Consider the following 18,739-nt stretch of genomic DNA (forward strand, 5'->3'; position numbering starts at 1 on the left):
CACGCGGCAGGCTTTTTCAAACTATCCGGCATTGAGGGAAAAAGCAGAACTGCGGCTGCATAAAAAAACCTTTTTTCCGCAGAGAACGGGTCAAAAGGTTTTCTAGATTATTTCAGCCTTTGCCGATACCTGATTTTCGTATCAGCGGCTGATTTTCTTTCCTTACCGAAGGTTTAATGGGAAGAGAATGACAATCGGTTTCTACTTTTTGTTTAAAAGATGCTTTTCAACCCAATCGGCGACGCCGTCCTCATCGTTGGAAAGCGCCAGATCGTCAGCGTAGGTTTTTAACTCGGCCGCGGCATTGCCCATCACGACGGCATGACCGGCCGCTTTCAAAATATCCAGATCATTGTAATCATCGCCAAAGGCGATCACGTCGGGGAAGGACACGCCCAAATGGCTGCATAAATCAGTCAAACCGGTAAGCTTGGAAACTTTGCTGTTAAGAATCGCAAAATAATTGGGATCCTTGGCGTTATCGACTAGCTTGCAATGGTAAGTTTCGAGATCGAACTGACGGATTAATTCCGGGTGCTGGGTAACGATGGAAATCTTGGCAATTTCAAAGGTATCGATCGTTGTATAATCGGTATATTCATGAACGTGATCACCGGTGACCAGACTGCGGTTATTGGTCAGAATTACATCGGGGTAAGTAACATTCACATGGGTATCCGGCAGGGTAAGCAGTTTGCGGATCAGCTGTTCCGCCTTGTCCGCTTCAACTCCGTATTCGCTGAGAATCTGATCATGGTAGATCGTCTTCGCTCCGTTCAGGGAAATGATGCCGTCTGCTTCAATGGCGTTCATGTATTCTTGGGCGCGCATGACCGCCCGCCCGGTCGCCACGATCACCTTATGATCGGTTTCCGTTTTCAGCCGGCGGAAGATTGCCTGCGTGTACGCGGAAACTGTCTTGTCGGTGTGAAGCAGTGTCTGATCTAAATCAATTGCCAGTACGTTCATAAATAGTTCCTCCTCTTATCACTGATGACATTATAGCACTAAAAAAATGAAAAGGGCGGATAACCGAACAATCGCGGAAGCAATAAGACGCGTGCGGGCAGGGCGGGCGCATCGTCTTCGGCGCAAGTATAAAAAACTGGAAGATCCGCGTCGCGGCGAAGCTTCCAGTTTAATTTACTTGTTAGTTCTACGCAGCATCTGACTGGATAGTGCAGTGACCATAGAACGGTGTCAGTCCCCACATTTCAACACCCTGGACTGCAGTGCTCTTTAAGCCCGGCGTGTTGTAGTTGAATAACGGGATCAGATAGACGTTTTCTTCGATCAGATAACGTTCCGCGGCATGCAGCGCGTTCATGTATTCTGTATGATCGACCAGATATCCCGCTTCATCGACCATCTTATCGTAAGTCGGGTCATCCACGGAAGCAACGATCTGCTGCCCGGTTGTCCATAAATTGAGGAATTGGGAAGGATCGTCGCCGGCGCTGTAGCCGTAGCGGGAAACTTCATAATCCCCATTATCGACCTGATTGTAGAAGACGCCGGATTCGACGACCGTCAGTTCGCAATTAATTCCTACCTTTTGCCACATTTGCTGCAGAATCTGCGCGACATCCGCATGCAGCTGGCTTTGCGAATACTTGTAAACAATCTTCAGCGGATTGCTTTCATCATATCCTGCTTTGGCTAATAACGCTTTCGCTTCTTCCGGATTGTACTCCAGATATTTTTCTTTAGCATCTTGTTCCTTTCGGAAATCGCTTTCTGCTCCAGCTAAGCCCACCGGGACATAACCGTGTAAGACGCGGTAGTATTCTTCACTTCCGACAGCGCTGACAAGAGCGTCCTTGTCGATGGAAAGGGCTAAAGCCCGGCGAACGTCAACATTTTTCAGATAATCCGGACCCGTAGAGCCTGAATTTAAAGCGATGAAATAACTGGAAATTTGCGGGATTTTCCAAATTTCTTCAGGATTTGGATAACCTTCGGCAATGGTGGCGGTAATGTTGAGCGCCATATCAATTTCCTTGTTTTTGAACGCCAGGGACTGCGCGTCGGAATCTGCCATCACTAAGAATGTGATCCGCGGCATCGTGATGCTTTCGGCGTCATAGTAGTTGTCGTTTTTTACGACGACCGCTTTTTCGTTTTCATTGCATTCTTCCAGCGTGTAGGGACCGACTGTCGGATACCCTGGCTTGAAGGCCCATGACGATTCGTGGGCATCGGCGATATCCGCGCGCAAAGGCCGCCAGACGTAGTTGGTCAGCATCTGCGGGAACCAGGCGCACGGCTTGATCAGCGTGAGAACTAAAGTGTTATCATCCGGAGTGCTGACGCCTTCAATTTCAATCTGGGTCGGATCGAGATCCAGATTGCCGGCAATTGCTTCAGCGCCGGCCAGATAAGTCATCGGATAGTAGATCGACCAGGAATTGTCTGCGCCATAAGTCAGATTGCGCAGGATACCATATTTGAAATCACCGGATGTCAGCGGCTGACCATCACTCCAGACAACACCTTCGCGAAGGGTGAAGGTATAGGTCAATCCATCGTCGGACACCGTGTAGTCCTGACACAAATCATGAACAATCTGATTGTTCTCATCCGCCCGGAACAGTCCGGCTGTCAGATGACGCAGGACGTAATCGTTGACGGTTTCCTGAGTTAAGCCTGGATCTAAGGTTGTGATCTGGCCGCCGATGGCGACGGTCAGTCCGTCTTTCGGATCCCGGTTTCCCTGCGCAGCGTTTTGTGACGAACAGGCCGTTGTGAATAAAAGCATGACAGCGCACAGAAGGGTAAGCATTTTCTTCATCATTTTTTCCTCCTCAGAAATGAATCTGACAAACAAAAACCGCGTACTATTACATACGCGGCTGATTCACCGTTTTCTATGCAATAGCGCCTCTTCATTGAATGAAGGAGTGCTGCGGGTATTTCCTGCAGCCCCATAACAGACTTCTGCCAAAGTCTGTTATTCGGCGGTGGTTGCCTTTCTGAAAGAGTCATCGCCTGCCGGCTTCTCATTCCTACTCATCTGCACCGCTACCTCTACATGTTTCTGTTGTATGTTATTAGTCTATCTGTTATTCGCGGAAAGTCAAGCGATTTTAGAGAATTTCCAGAAATTAAAATGAAAATTTCCATTAGTTTATGAAAAAGCAATCATTTTTGATGTCATGTTTGACAGATAGCGGGAATAAGGAGCCCGGTAAGAGAAGGAGTTATGAGAATAGGATGGGAAAATTTATACTGTGTTCAAAAATTGAGGTCATAAAGTTGTGTTGTGTGGATCTGAAATTGGAAAAAATAAAAAGCCCCGGAATCCGGAGCTTTGTTTTCATTGGAGCAGATGAGCGGAAACGTTTGATCGCTATTTTTGAGTTTTGAATCAATGGAAAACCCTTTGTTTAAAGGCTTTTTGATACATGGCATAAATATGGATTTTGAAAAATCATGCCACGGATCATGCCACGGATTCTTTTAATTCTTCTAGTTTATCCACTAATTCGTCCGCATTTTTTTCAAGTAAATGTGTATAAACTTTTAGTGTCATATTGATGTCACTGTGGCCGAGTCTTTTGGATACGGCGACGATGTTAACACCGTTATTAATCAGAATTGTAGCGTGGCTATGACGGAGATCGTGGATGCGAATTTTTTTAAGCGTATGTCCGTCAGCATTGGCTGCAGCAATGGCATTATCAAAGGCACGCTGTATCGTAGTAATTCCTAATGGTTCAAAATCTCCGAATAAATAAGGTCCATCTTTAGCCATGAGCGGTTTTAATATCTCAAGGGTATATTTATCCAGCTTGATCTTTCGCACGCTAGACGCTGTCTTAGGAGCTCTCACACCCTGCTTGTTATGCTTAATAGTTTTGTCGATCGTCACCCATCCATCTTTAATATCTGATTTCAAGACTGCCTTGCCTTCTGATCGGCGGCAGCCAGTATAAAACAAAAATGTAAAGTAAGCACGAATTGTATAATTCTTGATGTAAGACGAAAAGAGATTGAATTCTTCGATTGTCCAGGTTTTCATCTCTTTTTTATCTGCCGCTGTCGCGCGGAAAGGCTCAATGATCTTTGCAAAGTCTGGTGTGTCATAATATTTATATCCGAAAGCAGACACAGACCGGACAAAGGAAATGACATTGTTTTTTGTGCGAGTAGCTAACTTTTTTTCCGCTAGTTCGTTTCTCCACTTTAAAACGTCTTTCGGTTTAATCTGGTTTAAAGGCATATCCATAAAAGCAGCCGCGTATGTATTTGCAAGATGGTGCTTGCTTCGCTTGGTTTCTTCGTTGGCGGATGTTCTGCTTTTCAAATATTCCTCCATCATAACGCCAAAGGTGGCGGAGGACTTCACTTCCTGATTGTTTGCACGGATTTCTGCTTCCCATGCTTGAGCTTCTCTTTTCAGCTCGAATCCTCGCTTTTTCTTTGTGATCAGCTTGCCAGTCAGCGGATCGCGCAGCTGCACCTGCGCAAACCAAGTACCGCGGTCTTTATCTTTGTGGACGCTCATTGTTTTTGCCCTCCTATTTTGATATAATGAGCGCATAGTAAAAGGCATGACCCCCAAGTCATTTTTACTATGCTGAGCGGTGTTACCAGCACCAGCTCACTATTTCTCGTAGTTACCAGCTCCGGGATTTTTTATTATTTCAATTCGATGTTTTTTTCATCAATTTTAAGTTGGAAAATATAAGCATTTTGTAAATTCGCTCCAACCTTAAATTTTAAAATAAATGAATGTTCTATACCGTCGTATGATAATGTTCCTTTTACAATAGCATTTAAAGCGTTTATTTCTGAACTGTCGAATTTTTCTAATTTGAATAAACTCTCATCAACAACATTAGTAACAAAAAATTTTGTCGTAATATTCTCTAAATCAGAATGTTTTACTTCAACAGTATTTTTAGTTTTTCCCATATCTCTGTCAACGGCATCTTGCATAACACTGTTCATGAATTCTTTTAAACTTTCTGCACTCTCTTTATAAACATCTGACAACTCATCAAACAGAACATCTTCGGATTTGTCTAAATGCTTATTAAGATAATCCATAATATAGTTGTATTTTTCATAATCTGAATCTGAGATTGCATATTCGGGCTTTTCAATGTTTGTATTTATTTCTAAAATTAACGGTTCTTTTAACTTTATTGTATCTTCTGCAGGAATAACTTCTGACTTGCTTTCTGTGACGTTCCCCATTTGATTGTCCAGTTTAGCGATTCCGTCAAATTTATAGCTGTCCTTCTTATCAATTATATCTTTAAAAAGCGCGTTTACTTCTTCTTCAGTTAATGACATAGCATTGAGTTCTTCAAGGTAAAATTTTTTTGTATTTATTGCTTCTGATATGTCAGACTTTGAACATTCTCCAGATTGCACTTTTTTTTCATCGACGTAATAACCGCACTTACCTATTTGTGCTATGTCGTATATCCAGTTATACGAATTCATTGATCTCTGTGGGATGAACAGGCCATTGTATTCGTCAATATACACGAAAGAAATATTAGGACGGTTTAAATCAAGTAAAACGATATACTCACTTTCATATAACAAATATCCGTTATCTTTAAAGATTTGCATAATTTCTTGAGGCGTTCTTTCCTTCTTTGGGGATGAAACGTTGTTTTTAAACGAACAACCAACAAGTAGGAAAAGCGTAAAAATTAAAATTCCTAATTTTTTTAGCATAATATCCTCCTACAAACACATTACACTTTAAAAAGTATAAATACCTTAATTACTTCATTACTCCGATAACTTTTCCAGCACATCGGAAATCGCTGTATTCTGACGGGATGATATCTGGATATTTTTTGTTATGCGATATTAATCGATCTTCCCCGTATTCCTTAACATAGGACTGGCCATCAATAATGAAAATACCAATTTCGCCGACATTGACGCAATCTGTGTGTTGAACAAGCAGCTTGTCACCATCGGAGAATGTCGGCTCCATTGAATCACCATCAACGTTTATCACGTAATCTGATTTACGGTTTTTAGGTGTATCTGGAAGCATGATTTCGGATGCGTCCATTCCATCAATTAAGTATTCACCGTACCCTGCTGATGCACCTTGAGAGTAGTAGACTCTTGGAATATAAGCCATAGGTTCCTCGGCAATTTCGGTTTCATAATTGCAGCGTTCATATTCTATATCTAGAACAGAGTTGACCGCTTTCTTTCCGTACGCATCAAGTGCGCGGAGTTTTTTTATGTGTTCCTGCTCTGAAATAGATAGCGAAATTTGTTTATTGCTTTCCCAGCCTAATAAATAATTGGCATCTACATCTAGCAGATCACATAATTCAAAAAGTGTATCTGCATCGGGTTTGTTATCACCGCGTTCCCAGTTTGAAACTACATTCTTACTTTTACCAATTAAAGTAGCGAGTTCTTCTTGCTTAAATCCTTTTTTTATTCGAGCTTCTTTTAAATTGCTTGCCAGTGACACAAAATCACCTCCTAATTGGATAATATCACAAAAATAACTGGATTGAAATATTTTAATCACAAAAATTCTGTATTTTTCATTGACTGCACAGAATATCTGTGATAATGTTTTTATGTACAGAAATACTGTACTAGAAAGGAAAGATATTATGAAAGTCTGTGATAGATTAAAGTTGTATATCGACAAAAGTGGGTTAAAACAAAAGGTTATTGCAGAGAAATCTGGTTTCTCAGAGAACCAAATGAGCCAAATGCTAAATGATAAAAGAAGTATAAGCGCTGATGAGCTAGAAATTATCTGTAATGCTATGGGAACCTCACCTAATGAAATCTACAGCATACGTTCTGATGAATTCGCTTCACATGAAAAGAGGCTAGCGTAAGGGCATGGATTTTCTTCTTGACTGTATCGCTATGCTAAGTTTCCCTCTAGCACTATCGCTTATGATCTTTATAACACCAGGCTTATTAGTTTGTTGGGACTGGGATAGGGAAAGTGTAACGTTTAAAAGCTTGATGCTTTTTACCAAGATAGCAGCCGTTATTGTAATTATTTGTTTCATTCTAATCTCATTTTCAGGATGTGGCTTGTGGGATGGGAGGATATTCTGTTAAATGCAACTTCTTAAAAGCTCTGCTGCACTTTTAGTGATAATGCTTCCAGTGGTGACCGTGATCTTTGCGCTTCCACCATTTGAAGGATTCCTCAAGAGCCTTCCAAATGGGTTCAAATTGTTGATTGTGTTGCTATGGTTGATGGCCATTAGTGTCGTATGGGAGGGAGTATGATCGATTTATTAATCGGATTAACCGGATTTCTTATGTTCTCAAGTTGGCTACTTCTGATTTTTAACAAAAACCTCATGTGGCCAGAGCCTAATGACAATTCGGTATTATTCGAAGTATCTGTCCTGATCGGATCTTCATTGCTGTTCATCCTATTTATTTCTATTAGATAGCGTAACACCAAATGATTTATTCAAGACTGACTGATTAGCAATTAATTCCATAGCCAACGCCACACAAAAAAGGAAGTCTAAATAAGACTTCCTAAGAGTTGAATAAAAGCAACGATGTAAGGAATCCAATCAGGAACTAAAGCCAATAAGCTAATGAGTCGGTCTAAAGAAATGAAATGTGAAGATTCTTTCTTTGCTCCATTAGCTTGGTAAAAGTAGTTGATTGTAACATTTGCGTAATTATTCAAGGTAATGTGTGGCGGTGCGTTCGGCAGAGATTTGCATAAGGTTTCAAGTTTACTTGTGCGAAGTAATTCTTGAAATTCAAAATGTTGATAAAGAAGCTGCTCAGCAGACAAAGCTTCCCAAGTTTTTAAAGCGGTGAAGGCTAAACGCCGAATAAGCTTGAGAATAGCGATTTGCTGAACCTTTAAAGCATTAGAAGCAAGATTTGATAACACTTGAGCTTGAGCAGCTATATCCTCAGAAAAGAAGAGCTTATCTCTGTCGTTTGCAATACGCAATTTAGGTGATGCACTTTCCATAATTTTCACCTCCTTTCTGTATTTGATTATACAGCAAGATGAGTGAATGTGTGGCGTTGGCTATGGAGTAGTTTTTGACAACTTAAATGAAAGGAGGGTGAACGAGAAAGGTGGAAAGCGATTTAAGATCAGTACAAATAACAAAATTTATTAATGCTGGATATCGGACAATTTCGTTTGACGTGCATGACGACGATTGGTATGAATTCTCAAAATCTGAAATTTTTTCAGAACTTCAGAACTATATATATCGTTTGGGAAGTAAGCATATCCAGAAACAGTAGAGCGAGGCGGAAAATGAATAAAAGAAAAAGGGATTTCACTTTATGGTGGATAGATCATGAAAATGAAATCCAATGTAGCGTAATGATAGTAGTCCTAATTTTAAAACTACTGTTCATTGTAGTTTTTGCAATTCTATTGTGGAAGATTATTTAAACAGACTGAAATAAGTAAGTTACCAAGACCGCTAGAAAGCGAGGTGAGAAAGTGACCCGTTTGGAAATACTCTCTCAGTATTATGTAACGCAAACAGACATCCAGAAGCTTCTGCAGATGTCCCATAAGAAGGCCAAGAAGATCTACGAGATGGTTAGTGAAATGGAGAATCAGGAACTGGGAGAGTTTCGAGCGCATGACAACAAGGTAGCACTGAAAAAAGTGCTGAGGTGCCTGAAAATCGACTACAACTTCCTAGTTCGGCAGTGCCAGCTGGAAGAACAAAAAAAGGAACCCTCGGCGAGCTTGGCGGCAACCGAGAGTTCAAGATGATTCTATCGCTATAGGATCATCTCTATTTTATCACAAGCTATCGAGCTTGTGAAGGAAGGAGAAATAAATGAATAAAGAACGCAGAAAATCTCTAAGAGAGATCCAAAGTAAATTGGAAAGTTTAGGTCAAGACTTAGAGGCTTTGAAAGATGAAGAAGAGGAGTATCGTGATAACATGCCAGAAAATCTCCAAGAGAGTGATCGGTACCAACGGGCAGATGAAGTTTGCGATCTGCTGCAGGAAGCACTAGAAAGCATGGATAATGCGTACCAGCAAATCGAGGAGGCCGTCGAATGCTGAAAGAAGAGTTTGAAACAATGATTAATCGGCAGGTATCTGTCGATCAGTATAATCTGGTAAATCACGTTTATATGTATCATCCGGCAGATTTATCCAAGCAGAGCATCATAATTCTCTGGTGTTTAGGTGGTTTTGGAATATTTAAAGAGTTGACCTCTGCAGCAGATCACATGTGCGAGCTAGAAATACATATTAATACTTTAAAGCGTCAGCTTAAAGATGCAGAAACTGAGTTAAAGTCCATTAAAGCGAGGTACAAGGGCGATGAGACGGCTTAAACGCCCGGTGCTGGTGATCCTCACAGCTGTGATCACCGCCGGCGTGACGCTCAACCTACCGGCCGCCGAAGCAGAGATGCCTACACCAGCGGCACAGCCGGTGACTGTGATCGAGCTCCATCAGCCTGATACTCCACCGGCTTACACTGCGGAAATGGTGGTCAGCTGGCACGAGTGGCAGCCAACCGGCAAAGCGGCGGGAGTCGTACCAGTCGCGCTGCTTGATCTCGCAGAGGAGTACAACATCAGTCCGGTTTACGCTGCTGCAGTGTTTGTCCTTGAGACCGGCTGGGGCAGCTCATCGGCATGGTTGACCAAACACAACCCTGCGGGTATCCGGTGCGGTGATCGGTACTGCAAGTACGGCACGGCCACAGATGGTCTTCGGCGCATGTTTGAGATCATGGCTGACTACTACGGCAACGGCCTGACCACGGTAGCGCAACAGCGCAACTTATGGTCAGAGTCAGATGATACGGACACAATAGTCCAGCTCATGGAGCAGCTGGCGGAAGGGAGATAAATTCATGGCAAATGAAAGCAGCCTGTTTGGTTTAGATTTGAAAATTGATCAAGAAGCAATTACTGGTGTGATTAAGCAGATGGTAAACGCAGGAATTGTACAGGCATTAGACGAAAAGAACAATATCGCTTCATCTATTGTAAACCAAGTTCTAAGTATGAAGGTTGACGATGAAGGGAAAGTGTCATCTTACAGCAGTTACAACAAATATACATTACTAGAATATTACGTCAAACAAATGATTAAAGACGAAGCGGTAAACGTAATTAAGGAGGTAATGGAAGAAAAGCGTGAAGACATTCGCGGCATGATAAAGCGGGAAATGTCGAAGAAGGCAACTATTGATAGTTTCTATAAAGCGTTTTTAAGCGGAGTTGTTGATAGCATTGATTCGACATATAGAACGACTATCAACGTTAGTGTTAATAAAAAAGAAGAAAGATATTAAACAATGACAAGAGTTGAAGAACAGCTCTGGCAGAGAGAGCAAGACTTCCTTTACGGTGCAGGCTGTCAGATGGAATCGGAATTCGATCTGACTTATGAATGCGATTGCGGTCATTCCTGCGAAGCTGGGGATGAACACAAAGTGAATGGTGAATCGTTGTGCCCTGATTGCTATTCAAAATTTGTAGAAAATCTGAGCAAAAAGTGCTCACAAATAATTCAAGCAAAATTTACACAAGAAGAACTTGGAATTATGTATGAAGAAGGGATTTTAGGTGATGTATAAAAAAAGAAATTCTAATGTTATCAAGCTCAGAATACCAAGATCAAGAGAAGAATGGTTGAAAGACAGAATCAAAGGTATTGGTGGAAGCGATGCCGGTGCTGTGCTTGGGTTAAATCCCTGGAAATCTGCATACACGCTGTGGTGTGAAAAGACAGGGAAGATAGCTAACGATGTAGACAACGAAGCAATGCGGCAGGGGCGTGATTTAGAAGAGTATGTAGCCTACCGCTTTGCCGAAGAAACGGGGAAGAAAGTTAGAAAATCTAACTTTAGTTATCAAAGAAAAGACTACCCGTTCATGCTCGCTAATGTTGACAGGGTTGTGGTGGGTGAAAATGCGATTTTAGAGTGTAAGACCGCATCCGCTTTAACAAGGATTCAATACAAAAAAGGTGAGATTCCGGATAACTATTACGCTCAATGTATTCATTACATGGCAACTACGGGTGTTGATCGGGTGTATATAGCGATACTCGTTCTTGGCATTGGTTTTTACTGGTATGTTGTTGAACGAGACGAAGAAGCTATTAACGCTTTGATATCAGCAGAAAAGACATTCTGGGATTATGTTGTGAATGACGAAGAACCGCCTATTGATGGTTCAGAATCAACTTCAAACACGCTTCAAAAACGTTATCCAGAAGGATACGGAGCAATAGATCTATTTGGTAGAGAAGATCTTATTGCTTTAATTAAGAATCTCGAAAAGTCGAAGAAAAGTATAGAAAAGCAAATGGACAAGCTCAAGAACGAGCTTAAAAAAGAACTTGGAAATCATGAATTTGGACAGACCGATAAATACAAAGTTTCTTGGAAAAACGCAAAGCAAAATAGAATTGACGCTGAGCAACTGAAGAAAAAATATCCAGATATTTACTCGGAGTGTCAAAAAGAAATTTCGTTCAGGAAATTTGAAATAAAAGAGGAGGATTACGAACAATGAATGGTCAGACAGTAAACAACAAGGCAACATCTATCACCAAAGCGGCCGGAAGTGCTGTGGAAGGTAAAAAGAAAGGCAATGTCACTTTAAAAGATTATGTCGTTTCCATGCAGAGCGAAATTGCCAAGGCATTGCCTAAAGTAATGACGCCTGAAAGATTTACACGCATCGCATTATCAGCAATTTCATCTAATAAAAAATTATCGGAATGTACGCCACAATCATTCTTAGCGGCCATGATGAATGCTGCGCAGCTCGGGCTAGAGCCTAATACGCCACTTGGACAAGCGTATTTAATCCCGTATAAAAATTCATGCACTTTTCAATTAGGGTATAAAGGCTTAATTGACCTCGCCTATCGAAGTGGTGAGGTTAAAACGATTATGGCTCAGACAGTTTATGAAAATGATGAATTTGATTTTGAATTCGGTTTATTGCCGAAATTACATCACATCCCTGCGAAGTCTAATCGAGGCAACCCAGTATGGTTCTATGCAGTCTTTAAGACAGTAAATGGTGGTGAAGGCTTTGAAGTTATGAGCGTGGAAGATGTTAAAGCTCATGCTAAAAAGTATTCAAAATCATACAGCGATGGACCGTGGCAAACAAACTTTGAAGAAATGGCTAAAAAGACTGTACTTAAGAAGGCGTTGAAATATGCGCCTATTAAAACTGAATTTGTTCGTCAGATTGAAACGGATGAAACTATTAAATCTACAATTTCCGATGATATGACTTTAGTTCCAAACGAAAATGAAATCTATGAAGCCGAAGTTGAAAATGAATATTCAGTAGATCCAGCAACTGGGGAAGTGAAGGAGAAAGTAGCAGATCAGCCGAGCCTGCTGTAATGAAGGGAGAAAAATATGATTGTTACAGATAGAGAAGTATTAAAAAACAACGGAGCCGAAACGATTCTTTCAGATCCGGAATTAGTGGATGGATTTTGCGATGAACTCGCAACCGTTCTGCAGAACATCGACGATCCGCGAACCAACCCAACAAAGCCTAGAAAAATTATCATTGAATTCGAGATTTCAGCGACATCGAATAAAGAAACAATCGCTATCTCTGCCAGCACAAATTCAAAAATTGTTAAGAAAGAGATCGTGAAGGACCGGATGGATATCACTCGATCAATCGACGATGTTGGCCGTCTGATCGAATATAAAATGACGGAGGTAAAATCCGAAGCACCTGGACAAGCTGATTTGTTCGGAGGTGAAGAACCTCCTGCGAAGGAAGTCAACATCACATTCTCAGAAGCTTCTGACAAGCCTTCTGAGAGCGATTCTGTCAAAACGGAAGAAGAAGCACAATGATGCAGAAAACGTTGGAAATTGAACGGTTTCTGGCAGTGAGAAACGCGATGAGTAAAGGATTCGTGTTTACCATACCCGGAGAACCAAAAGCAAAGGCGAGACCCAGAGTAACACGCTCTGGGATCGCCTTCACCCCTAAAGAGACTGTCAATTATGAAAACTTAGTAAAGCTGGCTTTCCAAACAAACTTTCCAGATCATGTTCCGCTTGACTGCGAATTAAAAGCGTTGGTTACTGCTTATTTTTCCATCCCTAAATCGACAAGCAAGAAGAAGCTTGGAGGGATGGAACGAGGAGATATTCGGCCATTAAAAAAGCCGGATTTAGACAATATTGCGAAAATTATTTTAGACAGTTTGAATGGAATTGCTTATAAAGACGATAGTCAGATAACGCGTTTGGAAGTCTATAAATTCTATTCGCACAGCCCTCGTGTAGAGGTGAGTTTGACGTTTTATAGCGAATAAAACCGGAGGTGAATGTGTGGCCGGATATATTAAAATACATCGCAAATTACTTGAATGGGAATGGTACGGTGACACTAATACAATGCGCGTTTTTCTCCACCTTCTGTTGTCGGCGAATTGGAAAAATGGGATGTTCAAGGGTGTTGAAATACCGCGCGGGAACTTGGTCACAAGTCTGTCTAAGTTAAGTCAGGCACTAAGCCTTACAGAGCGTCAAATAAGGACAGCCATTGAGCACCTCAAAAAGTCAGGCACGATAGCAGTCACAACATACTCAAAATTCAGCGTAATAGAGGTGTTAAATTACGATCTCTACCAAGACAACGACAGTCAAAATGACAGTCAAAATGACAATCAAGAAGTCAGTCAAACGACAGGATATAGGTCAGACAACGCGTCAGTCAAATGTCAGTCAAACGACAGCCAAACGACAACAATAGAAGAATATAAGAAAGTAAGAAGTAAAGAAGTAAAGAAGAAAGAAGAAAAGATTCTTTTAAATACTTGTCCAGAGCCAGTTGCTATCGCACTACCTCTGACAGGCGGCGAGGAACATCAGGTGACGCAAAAACAAGTTGACCAATTCGCTGATCTTTATCCCGCTGTTGATATCATGCAGGAGTTGAGAAACATGAAAGGCTGGTTGATTAGCAACCCGGCAAGAAGGAAAACAAAATCTGGAATTAATCGATTTATCAACAACTGGCTGTCTAAGGCGCAGAACCAAAGTCGGGGCAATCAACCCACAATGCCGAAAAAACAAGAAAGCATGAATCCATTCCTGGAAATGCTGGAAAGAGGTGAATTTGATGAATAAGCAAGAAACCGCCAAGATCCTCGCAGTCATAAAACAAACCTACCCGGCGTTCTATTACCGACAGAGTGAGGATGACATAAAAAAATCGGTCACCTTGTGGCAAAGCTTGTTCGAGGATGACGATGCGGTGATCGTTGGCGCGGCGCTTAAATCGTTCATTGTTTCTGACGCTTCTGGATATCCACCAACGCCAGGACAGATTAAAGAGAAAATGCGGCTTATCATGCATCCGGATCGCCTTTCTGAAGCTGATGCATGGCAAGCGGTAAAGATCGCAATGCGCAACGGAATCTATGGGGCGGAGGAAGAATATGCGAAACTGCCGGAGGAAGTGAAGCGGGTATGTAGTGTGTCCGATATCCGGGATTGGGCGAAGATGGACACCGAGGACATCAACACCGTTGTACAGTCAAACTTCCTCAAAGGCTTCCGTCGCCGGCAGGAGCAGCTGGAACAAGTAGCAATGCTTCCGTCTAGCGTTAAACGGCTGATCTCAGCTCAGAAAGACTCTGTAAAAGAAATTGAGGATAAGTCATGCTAATGGTTTACTGTTTACGCCGTTACCCACATTTGGCGCCGTCTTACATCGTGTGCAGCAATGCAGTGGAAGGATTGCGGCTGGTGAGTAGAGCATTGAAGATCCAAGAAACAGAGATTGAAGTGATCGGGATGATCCCGTGGGAGGAGAAATGAAGAAAACAAAAATTGAGTGGTGCGATAGCACATGGAATCCGGTGACAGGTTGTCTGCACGGTTGTGAATATTGCTACGCCAGAGCGATGGCAAAAAGATTCCCTGCTGTTTATCCAAATGGGTTTGAACCAATGTTTTACAAAGACAGATTAAATCAATTTGATAACTGTAAAGGTCGTAACATCTTTGTATGCAGCATGGGGGATCTTTTCGGTGATTTTATTCCTGATGAATGGATTGAGAAAGTGCTTGATAAGTGCGAACAGAATCAGCAGCACAATTATCTTTTTCTTACTAAAAATCCAGAAAGATACTGGGATATTTTGATGGGATTCAGATTACCAGAAAACGCTTGGCTTGGAACAACAGTTACAGGAAAAACCGGAAAGTTTAAAGATTTGCCGAGAGCTGAAGCAGTTAACACCTTTATATCGGTTGAACCCTTACTTAATGACATTCCTGATTCAGAGTTTGAAGGAATGCCAAAGTGGGTAATTATCGGAGCCGAAACAGGGCGCAGAAAAAGCAAAGTAATTCCGAAAAAAGAATGGATTGATAAAATTGTTAAAAACTGCCGAGAAAATAATGTTCCGGTATTCATGAAGAACTCTCTTATACCAATTATCGGTGAAGAAAATATGCTAAGAGAGTTTCCAAAGAGTCTTCAAAGAAAGGAGAGAAATGATGGAAGTAATGCCCGTTGTTGAAGAAAAAGAAAGTGGGTGTTTTGCTGACGGAGTTCTAAACGGAAAGCCGGCAGGGAAAATTTTTACTCAAAAGTACAAAATTCTTGTTTGCCCTCAATGTGGCGAAGAAGTTATATCGTTCAGAAAGATTAGCCTTATTTCGAGAACGAAAGAGAGCGATCTGCTCAAACGAAGAATGAAAATTCCAAATTACTGTTCAAGTTGCGGGGCAAAATTCGCGTTCGGATATGCCTTGAAGTTTATTGCCCAGGCAAATGAAGAAGATGAAAAAAATTCGGAAATGATGAGAAATCTCAAGTTAGAGGAATATTCGGAGCTGTGTGATGGGCAATAGAATATTTACAATTTCGGAGGATCAATACCAGTACAACCTTCCGCTGGTAAGAGAGTACATCTCAAAAAGAGATATGTACAATCGAGATTTTGCGAGATTTTGTGAAGTAAACAATTCCACAATACAGCCAGTTCTTGCCGGGCAGTTCCGAGGCACGATTAATACCTGGAAAAAAATCAAAGAAGCTACACAGTTGGACATTTTGTTTGATGTTAATATCGCATCACAAATTCCGGCAAAACAAAGTCGGGAAGATGATTTTGTGAAAAACTATCTCATCAAACATCTAACTGGGTTTGGCAACGTGTACATTAACCCCAAGCACGTCAAATGGCTTGGCGGATCGAAGAAAGTCATTGAAATACTTCAAGCATTCGGCCTTGATTGCGAATTTATTGAAGATGGAGATGGCGTGAAAACAATTATCAAATTAAAGGAGAAATGAAAATATGAGTTTTATCAAAATTAATGGAGATATCGACGGAATCCGTGAAACAACATACGAAGAAGCAAAGATCAGTTATGACAACGGAAAAACCGTTTACACACTTAACTTCGATGGTAAAAAAGATAGCGATAGCTTTATCGCCGTCAGAAAATCTGATGGAGTGTCACTTTATAAAAGCGCAACACAATCTTATTTTGTCGCGGAAGATGATTTACTGATCGTTTCCCGGCATGAGAACTTGATCAAATTATACCGTTCACTTGGCATCCAAGCTCCAGCAAAAAGTTTCATTCGGCCAGTGGAGGCTACAAACAAAATCGTATTCGGTGAGCTGCCGTTTTACATCATTCCAAACTGCACAGCATTCTACCACGCTCAATTCGATCACAATCCAAAAACGATTGATGATTTAAGCGCTGAAGAACTGAGAGGGAAGCTGAGATCTATCAAAAAATATGTTTGCCAGTCTGATGACGCGAACATCGGAGAGGAGGCATGGCGATGACAATTAAAAGATACATCATTGGTGAACACATCAATAATCCGTTTAAATATCTATATTGGCGACTGCCTGATGACATGCAATATGTCTATAAGCCAGGTTGCGAAATCGCTGATTTAGCTATAGTAGAAAACATGGACAGTATCGCTTTAGTAAGAATTGTTGGATGTGCATCCATGTTAGGGGACTTCCCCTATGGTCATAAAAAAGTTCTACAATTAATTGTTAGGGATGGGTGGAATTTAAACCCATATCAAAACAATCCATTGCCATTTTAAGGAGTGATTAAAGATGATAAACAGAGTTGTTCTTGTCGGGCGTTTAACCCGTGATCCGGATATCAGAAAAACCCAAAGCGGACTTTCTGTTGCGAATTTCACTCTCGCTTGTGATCGGCGGTTCTCTGGTGATAAAGGAAAAGACAAAGAAACAGATTTTATTAATTGTGTAGCTTGGAGACAATCAGCTGACTTTATTTGCAGCTACGCAAAAAAGGGAGCGATTGTCGGGGTTGAAGGGCGATTGCAAATTGATTCTTATGATGACAAAAATGGAAATAAAGCATACAAAACGACAGTGCAGTGCGACAACGTTAAGCTGATATCGGGGTATGGAAATAAATCCGAAAGACAAGGCAATACGGTAGATGCCAACCCGCTTAATGACTATATGAGTGGTGAGCCAGTGCTGGAAATAAGCTCGGATGACCTGCCATTTTAGCTAGGGGGGGTAACAGATGAAACAAGTCTTGAAATATCCCGGAGCTAAGACTCGTTTGGCACCCTGGATCTGCTCATTCATTCCTGATCACAAGGTATACCTAGAGCCTTTCTTCGGCAGCGGTGCGGTGTTTTTTAACAAACAACCGTGCCGAATTGAAACTATCAACGATCTCAATGATGATGTCTACAACTACTTTAAGGTTCTGCGAGATTGTCCTGATGAGCTGATCCGGTTGATCGAGCTTACAGCTTACGGTCGCACTGAGTACGAGGCGTCTTGGGGCAGTGTTGATGATTTTTCAAGAGCGCAGGTCGTCAGTAATATAGAGCGGGCTCGACGCTTCGCTGTGCGCTGCTGGATGGCGATTGGCTGCGGTAACCTTTATCACAACGGATTTCGATCTGGCCAATCCTCTACCAGTCCTAGTCCAGCTCACACCTGGGATACATTACCTGATGTGATGAGGGTAGCTGCCAAGAGGTTAAAACAAGTCCAGATTGAGCATTTAAAAGCACTAGAGATAATCAGCCGATACAATACCTTAGACGTATTTATTTATGCTGATCCGCCTTATCTACGCAGCACTCGTAAGAGTAACCTGTACAAGCATGAGATGACGGATCAGGATCACGTGGATATGCTGACTGCGCTTAAGCGTCATCCGGGCAAGGTGTTGATATCGGGGTACGACAATGATCTCTACAACCAAACACTCAAGGGATGGCGTAAAGAAACAAAGTCGACGCTGGCAGAAGGCGGAGTAAAACGAAAAGAAGTCTTGTGGATGAATTATGACCCTGATGTGAGGCTGGATTTATGAAAAAAGAACTGAATCCAATCGAGGAATATGCTGCGCAGATAGTGCGGGAAATCAATCAATGGAATTATATCCTTGAACATGGATGCAGCGATCCCTTCTGGCCGGATGGCGCAAATATGAATCTTATACGTAATCATATAATTTCTTACAAGCGCGAAATCGCAGAATGCTGCGAAGCAACAGGAGCAAAACTGCCACTGGAGTATTATCTGCCTACGCCGCCAGAGGTAGATGAAAATTATATGGCTGTGAAAAAAGGGAAAAGAGCGAATCGGATTAAACGGTTTGAAGAATTCAGTAGCCAGACAAAAAAGCAGATCAAAAAAATGCAACCGGAAGATGGGCAACTCACATTACTTTAGCAAAACGACGATTTACAACATTCGGAGCCCTA

27 protein-coding genes and 1 riboswitch are annotated in these 18,739 nt (G+C 41.7%); of the genes, 21 read left to right on the forward strand and 6 right to left on the reverse strand.

Annotated elements, in window-relative coordinates; translation table 11 throughout:
• Positions 1-201: 201 nt before the first annotated feature.
• The 5 genes from DWY25_RS04370 to DWY25_RS04390 form a co-directional block, all read right to left on the reverse strand.
• Complete coding sequence (locus DWY25_RS04370) at positions 202-969, reverse strand: Cof-type HAD-IIB family hydrolase (RefSeq protein WP_117894174.1); 768 nt, start codon at positions 967-969, stop codon at positions 202-204.
• A gap of 187 nt (positions 970-1,156) precedes the next feature.
• Entirely contained in the window at positions 1,157-2,791 is a 1,635-nt protein-coding gene (locus DWY25_RS04375) for a peptide ABC transporter substrate-binding protein (protein ID WP_181981694.1), read from the reverse strand.
• Between the two features lie 76 nt (positions 2,792-2,867).
• Positions 2,868-3,038, reverse strand: a riboswitch (Lysine riboswitch).
• Positions 3,039-3,442: 404 nt separating this feature from the next.
• Positions 3,443-4,507: a site-specific integrase gene (locus DWY25_RS04380; RefSeq protein WP_181981695.1), complete on the reverse strand. Its 1,065-nt coding sequence runs from the start codon at positions 4,505-4,507 to the stop codon at positions 3,443-3,445.
• A gap of 134 nt (positions 4,508-4,641) precedes the next feature.
• Complete coding sequence (locus DWY25_RS04385) at positions 4,642-5,694, reverse strand: hypothetical protein (protein ID WP_117894183.1); 1,053 nt, start codon at positions 5,692-5,694, stop codon at positions 4,642-4,644.
• A 49-nt stretch (positions 5,695-5,743) separates the two neighbouring features.
• Positions 5,744-6,460 carry an XRE family transcriptional regulator gene (locus DWY25_RS04390; protein ID WP_147336655.1) on the reverse strand — a complete coding sequence of 239 codons (717 nt, stop codon included), beginning with the start codon at positions 6,458-6,460 and terminating at the stop codon, positions 5,744-5,746.
• Between the two features lie 148 nt (positions 6,461-6,608).
• Here DWY25_RS04390 and DWY25_RS04395 point away from each other — a divergent pair, with 148 nt between their 5' ends.
• Complete coding sequence (locus DWY25_RS04395; RefSeq protein ID WP_181981696.1) at positions 6,609-6,842, forward strand: helix-turn-helix domain-containing protein; 234 nt, start codon at positions 6,609-6,611, stop codon at positions 6,840-6,842.
• Positions 6,843-7,495: 653 nt separating this feature from the next.
• Here DWY25_RS04395 and DWY25_RS04405 read toward each other — a convergent pair.
• Positions 7,496-7,963 carry a hypothetical protein gene (locus DWY25_RS04405; protein WP_117894195.1) on the reverse strand — a complete coding sequence of 156 codons (468 nt, stop codon included), beginning with the start codon at positions 7,961-7,963 and terminating at the stop codon, positions 7,496-7,498.
• Between the two features lie 555 nt (positions 7,964-8,518).
• Between DWY25_RS04405 and DWY25_RS04415 the strand changes: the two genes are divergently transcribed.
• From DWY25_RS04415 to DWY25_RS04510, 20 genes are all read left to right on the forward strand, one after another.
• Positions 8,519-8,734, forward strand: a complete 216-nt coding sequence (locus tag DWY25_RS04415) for a hypothetical protein (RefSeq protein ID WP_147336656.1) — start codon at positions 8,519-8,521, stop codon at positions 8,732-8,734.
• A gap of 67 nt (positions 8,735-8,801) precedes the next feature.
• Complete coding sequence (locus DWY25_RS04420; RefSeq protein WP_117894203.1) at positions 8,802-9,035, forward strand: hypothetical protein; 234 nt, start codon at positions 8,802-8,804, stop codon at positions 9,033-9,035.
• Positions 9,029-9,313, forward strand: coding sequence for a hypothetical protein (locus tag DWY25_RS04425; protein ID WP_117894205.1), 285 nt, complete (start codon positions 9,029-9,031; stop codon positions 9,311-9,313). The genes DWY25_RS04420 and DWY25_RS04425 overlap by 7 nt, the downstream gene beginning before the upstream one ends.
• Positions 9,300-9,836, forward strand: coding sequence for a glucosaminidase domain-containing protein (locus DWY25_RS04430; RefSeq protein ID WP_117894207.1), 537 nt, complete (start codon positions 9,300-9,302; stop codon positions 9,834-9,836). The genes DWY25_RS04425 and DWY25_RS04430 overlap by 14 nt, the downstream gene beginning before the upstream one ends.
• A gap of 4 nt (positions 9,837-9,840) precedes the next feature.
• Entirely contained in the window at positions 9,841-10,284 is a 444-nt protein-coding gene (locus tag DWY25_RS04435; protein WP_117894209.1) for a hypothetical protein, read from the forward strand.
• 3 nt (positions 10,285-10,287) lie between these two features.
• Positions 10,288-10,569, forward strand: a complete 282-nt coding sequence (locus DWY25_RS04440) for a hypothetical protein (RefSeq protein WP_117894211.1) — start codon at positions 10,288-10,290, stop codon at positions 10,567-10,569.
• On the forward strand, positions 10,562-11,512 hold the full coding sequence (locus DWY25_RS04445) for a YqaJ viral recombinase family nuclease (RefSeq protein ID WP_117894213.1): 951 nt from the start codon (positions 10,562-10,564) through the stop codon (positions 11,510-11,512). The genes DWY25_RS04440 and DWY25_RS04445 overlap by 8 nt, the downstream gene beginning before the upstream one ends.
• On the forward strand, positions 11,509-12,363 hold the full coding sequence (locus DWY25_RS04450; protein WP_117894215.1) for a recombinase RecT: 855 nt from the start codon (positions 11,509-11,511) through the stop codon (positions 12,361-12,363). The genes DWY25_RS04445 and DWY25_RS04450 overlap by 4 nt, the downstream gene beginning before the upstream one ends.
• Positions 12,364-12,378: 15 nt before the next feature.
• Positions 12,379-12,834: a hypothetical protein gene (locus DWY25_RS04455; RefSeq protein ID WP_117894217.1), complete on the forward strand. Its 456-nt coding sequence runs from the start codon at positions 12,379-12,381 to the stop codon at positions 12,832-12,834.
• Complete coding sequence (locus DWY25_RS04460; protein ID WP_220412914.1) at positions 12,831-13,301, forward strand: RusA family crossover junction endodeoxyribonuclease; 471 nt, start codon at positions 12,831-12,833, stop codon at positions 13,299-13,301. The genes DWY25_RS04455 and DWY25_RS04460 overlap by 4 nt, the downstream gene beginning before the upstream one ends.
• A gap of 16 nt (positions 13,302-13,317) precedes the next feature.
• Complete coding sequence (locus DWY25_RS04465; RefSeq protein ID WP_117894219.1) at positions 13,318-14,118, forward strand: hypothetical protein; 801 nt, start codon at positions 13,318-13,320, stop codon at positions 14,116-14,118.
• Positions 14,111-14,659 (forward strand): replicative helicase loader/inhibitor, encoded by a 549-nt coding sequence (locus DWY25_RS04470; protein ID WP_117894221.1) that lies wholly within the window; start codon positions 14,111-14,113, stop codon positions 14,657-14,659. Before DWY25_RS04465 ends, DWY25_RS04470 begins: the two co-directional genes overlap by 8 nt.
• A gap of 148 nt (positions 14,660-14,807) precedes the next feature.
• Positions 14,808-15,518: a DUF5131 family protein gene (locus tag DWY25_RS04475; RefSeq protein ID WP_117894223.1), complete on the forward strand. Its 711-nt coding sequence runs from the start codon at positions 14,808-14,810 to the stop codon at positions 15,516-15,518.
• Positions 15,496-15,852: a hypothetical protein gene (locus DWY25_RS04480; protein ID WP_117894225.1), complete on the forward strand. Its 357-nt coding sequence runs from the start codon at positions 15,496-15,498 to the stop codon at positions 15,850-15,852. The genes DWY25_RS04475 and DWY25_RS04480 overlap by 23 nt, the downstream gene beginning before the upstream one ends.
• Entirely contained in the window at positions 15,842-16,297 is a 456-nt protein-coding gene (locus tag DWY25_RS04485; protein WP_117894227.1) for a hypothetical protein, read from the forward strand. Before DWY25_RS04480 ends, DWY25_RS04485 begins: the two co-directional genes overlap by 11 nt.
• 4 nt (positions 16,298-16,301) lie before the next feature.
• Positions 16,302-16,805, forward strand: coding sequence for a hypothetical protein (locus tag DWY25_RS04490; RefSeq protein WP_117894229.1), 504 nt, complete (start codon positions 16,302-16,304; stop codon positions 16,803-16,805).
• Positions 16,802-17,080, forward strand: a complete 279-nt coding sequence (locus DWY25_RS04495; protein WP_117894231.1) for a hypothetical protein — start codon at positions 16,802-16,804, stop codon at positions 17,078-17,080. Before DWY25_RS04490 ends, DWY25_RS04495 begins: the two co-directional genes overlap by 4 nt.
• A gap of 13 nt (positions 17,081-17,093) precedes the next feature.
• On the forward strand, positions 17,094-17,522 hold the full coding sequence (locus tag DWY25_RS04500; RefSeq protein WP_117894233.1) for a single-stranded DNA-binding protein: 429 nt from the start codon (positions 17,094-17,096) through the stop codon (positions 17,520-17,522).
• A gap of 16 nt (positions 17,523-17,538) precedes the next feature.
• Complete coding sequence (locus tag DWY25_RS04505) at positions 17,539-18,345, forward strand: DNA adenine methylase (RefSeq protein WP_117894235.1); 807 nt, start codon at positions 17,539-17,541, stop codon at positions 18,343-18,345.
• Positions 18,342-18,707 (forward strand): hypothetical protein, encoded by a 366-nt coding sequence (locus DWY25_RS04510; RefSeq protein ID WP_117894236.1) that lies wholly within the window; start codon positions 18,342-18,344, stop codon positions 18,705-18,707. Before DWY25_RS04505 ends, DWY25_RS04510 begins: the two co-directional genes overlap by 4 nt.
• Positions 18,708-18,739 lie beyond the last annotated feature (32 nt).

Origin of the sequence: Holdemania filiformis (genome assembly GCF_003459085.1) — a bacterium.
In the GTDB taxonomy this organism is placed as follows: Bacteria; Bacillota_I; Bacilli_A; order Erysipelotrichales; family Erysipelotrichaceae; genus Holdemania; species Holdemania filiformis.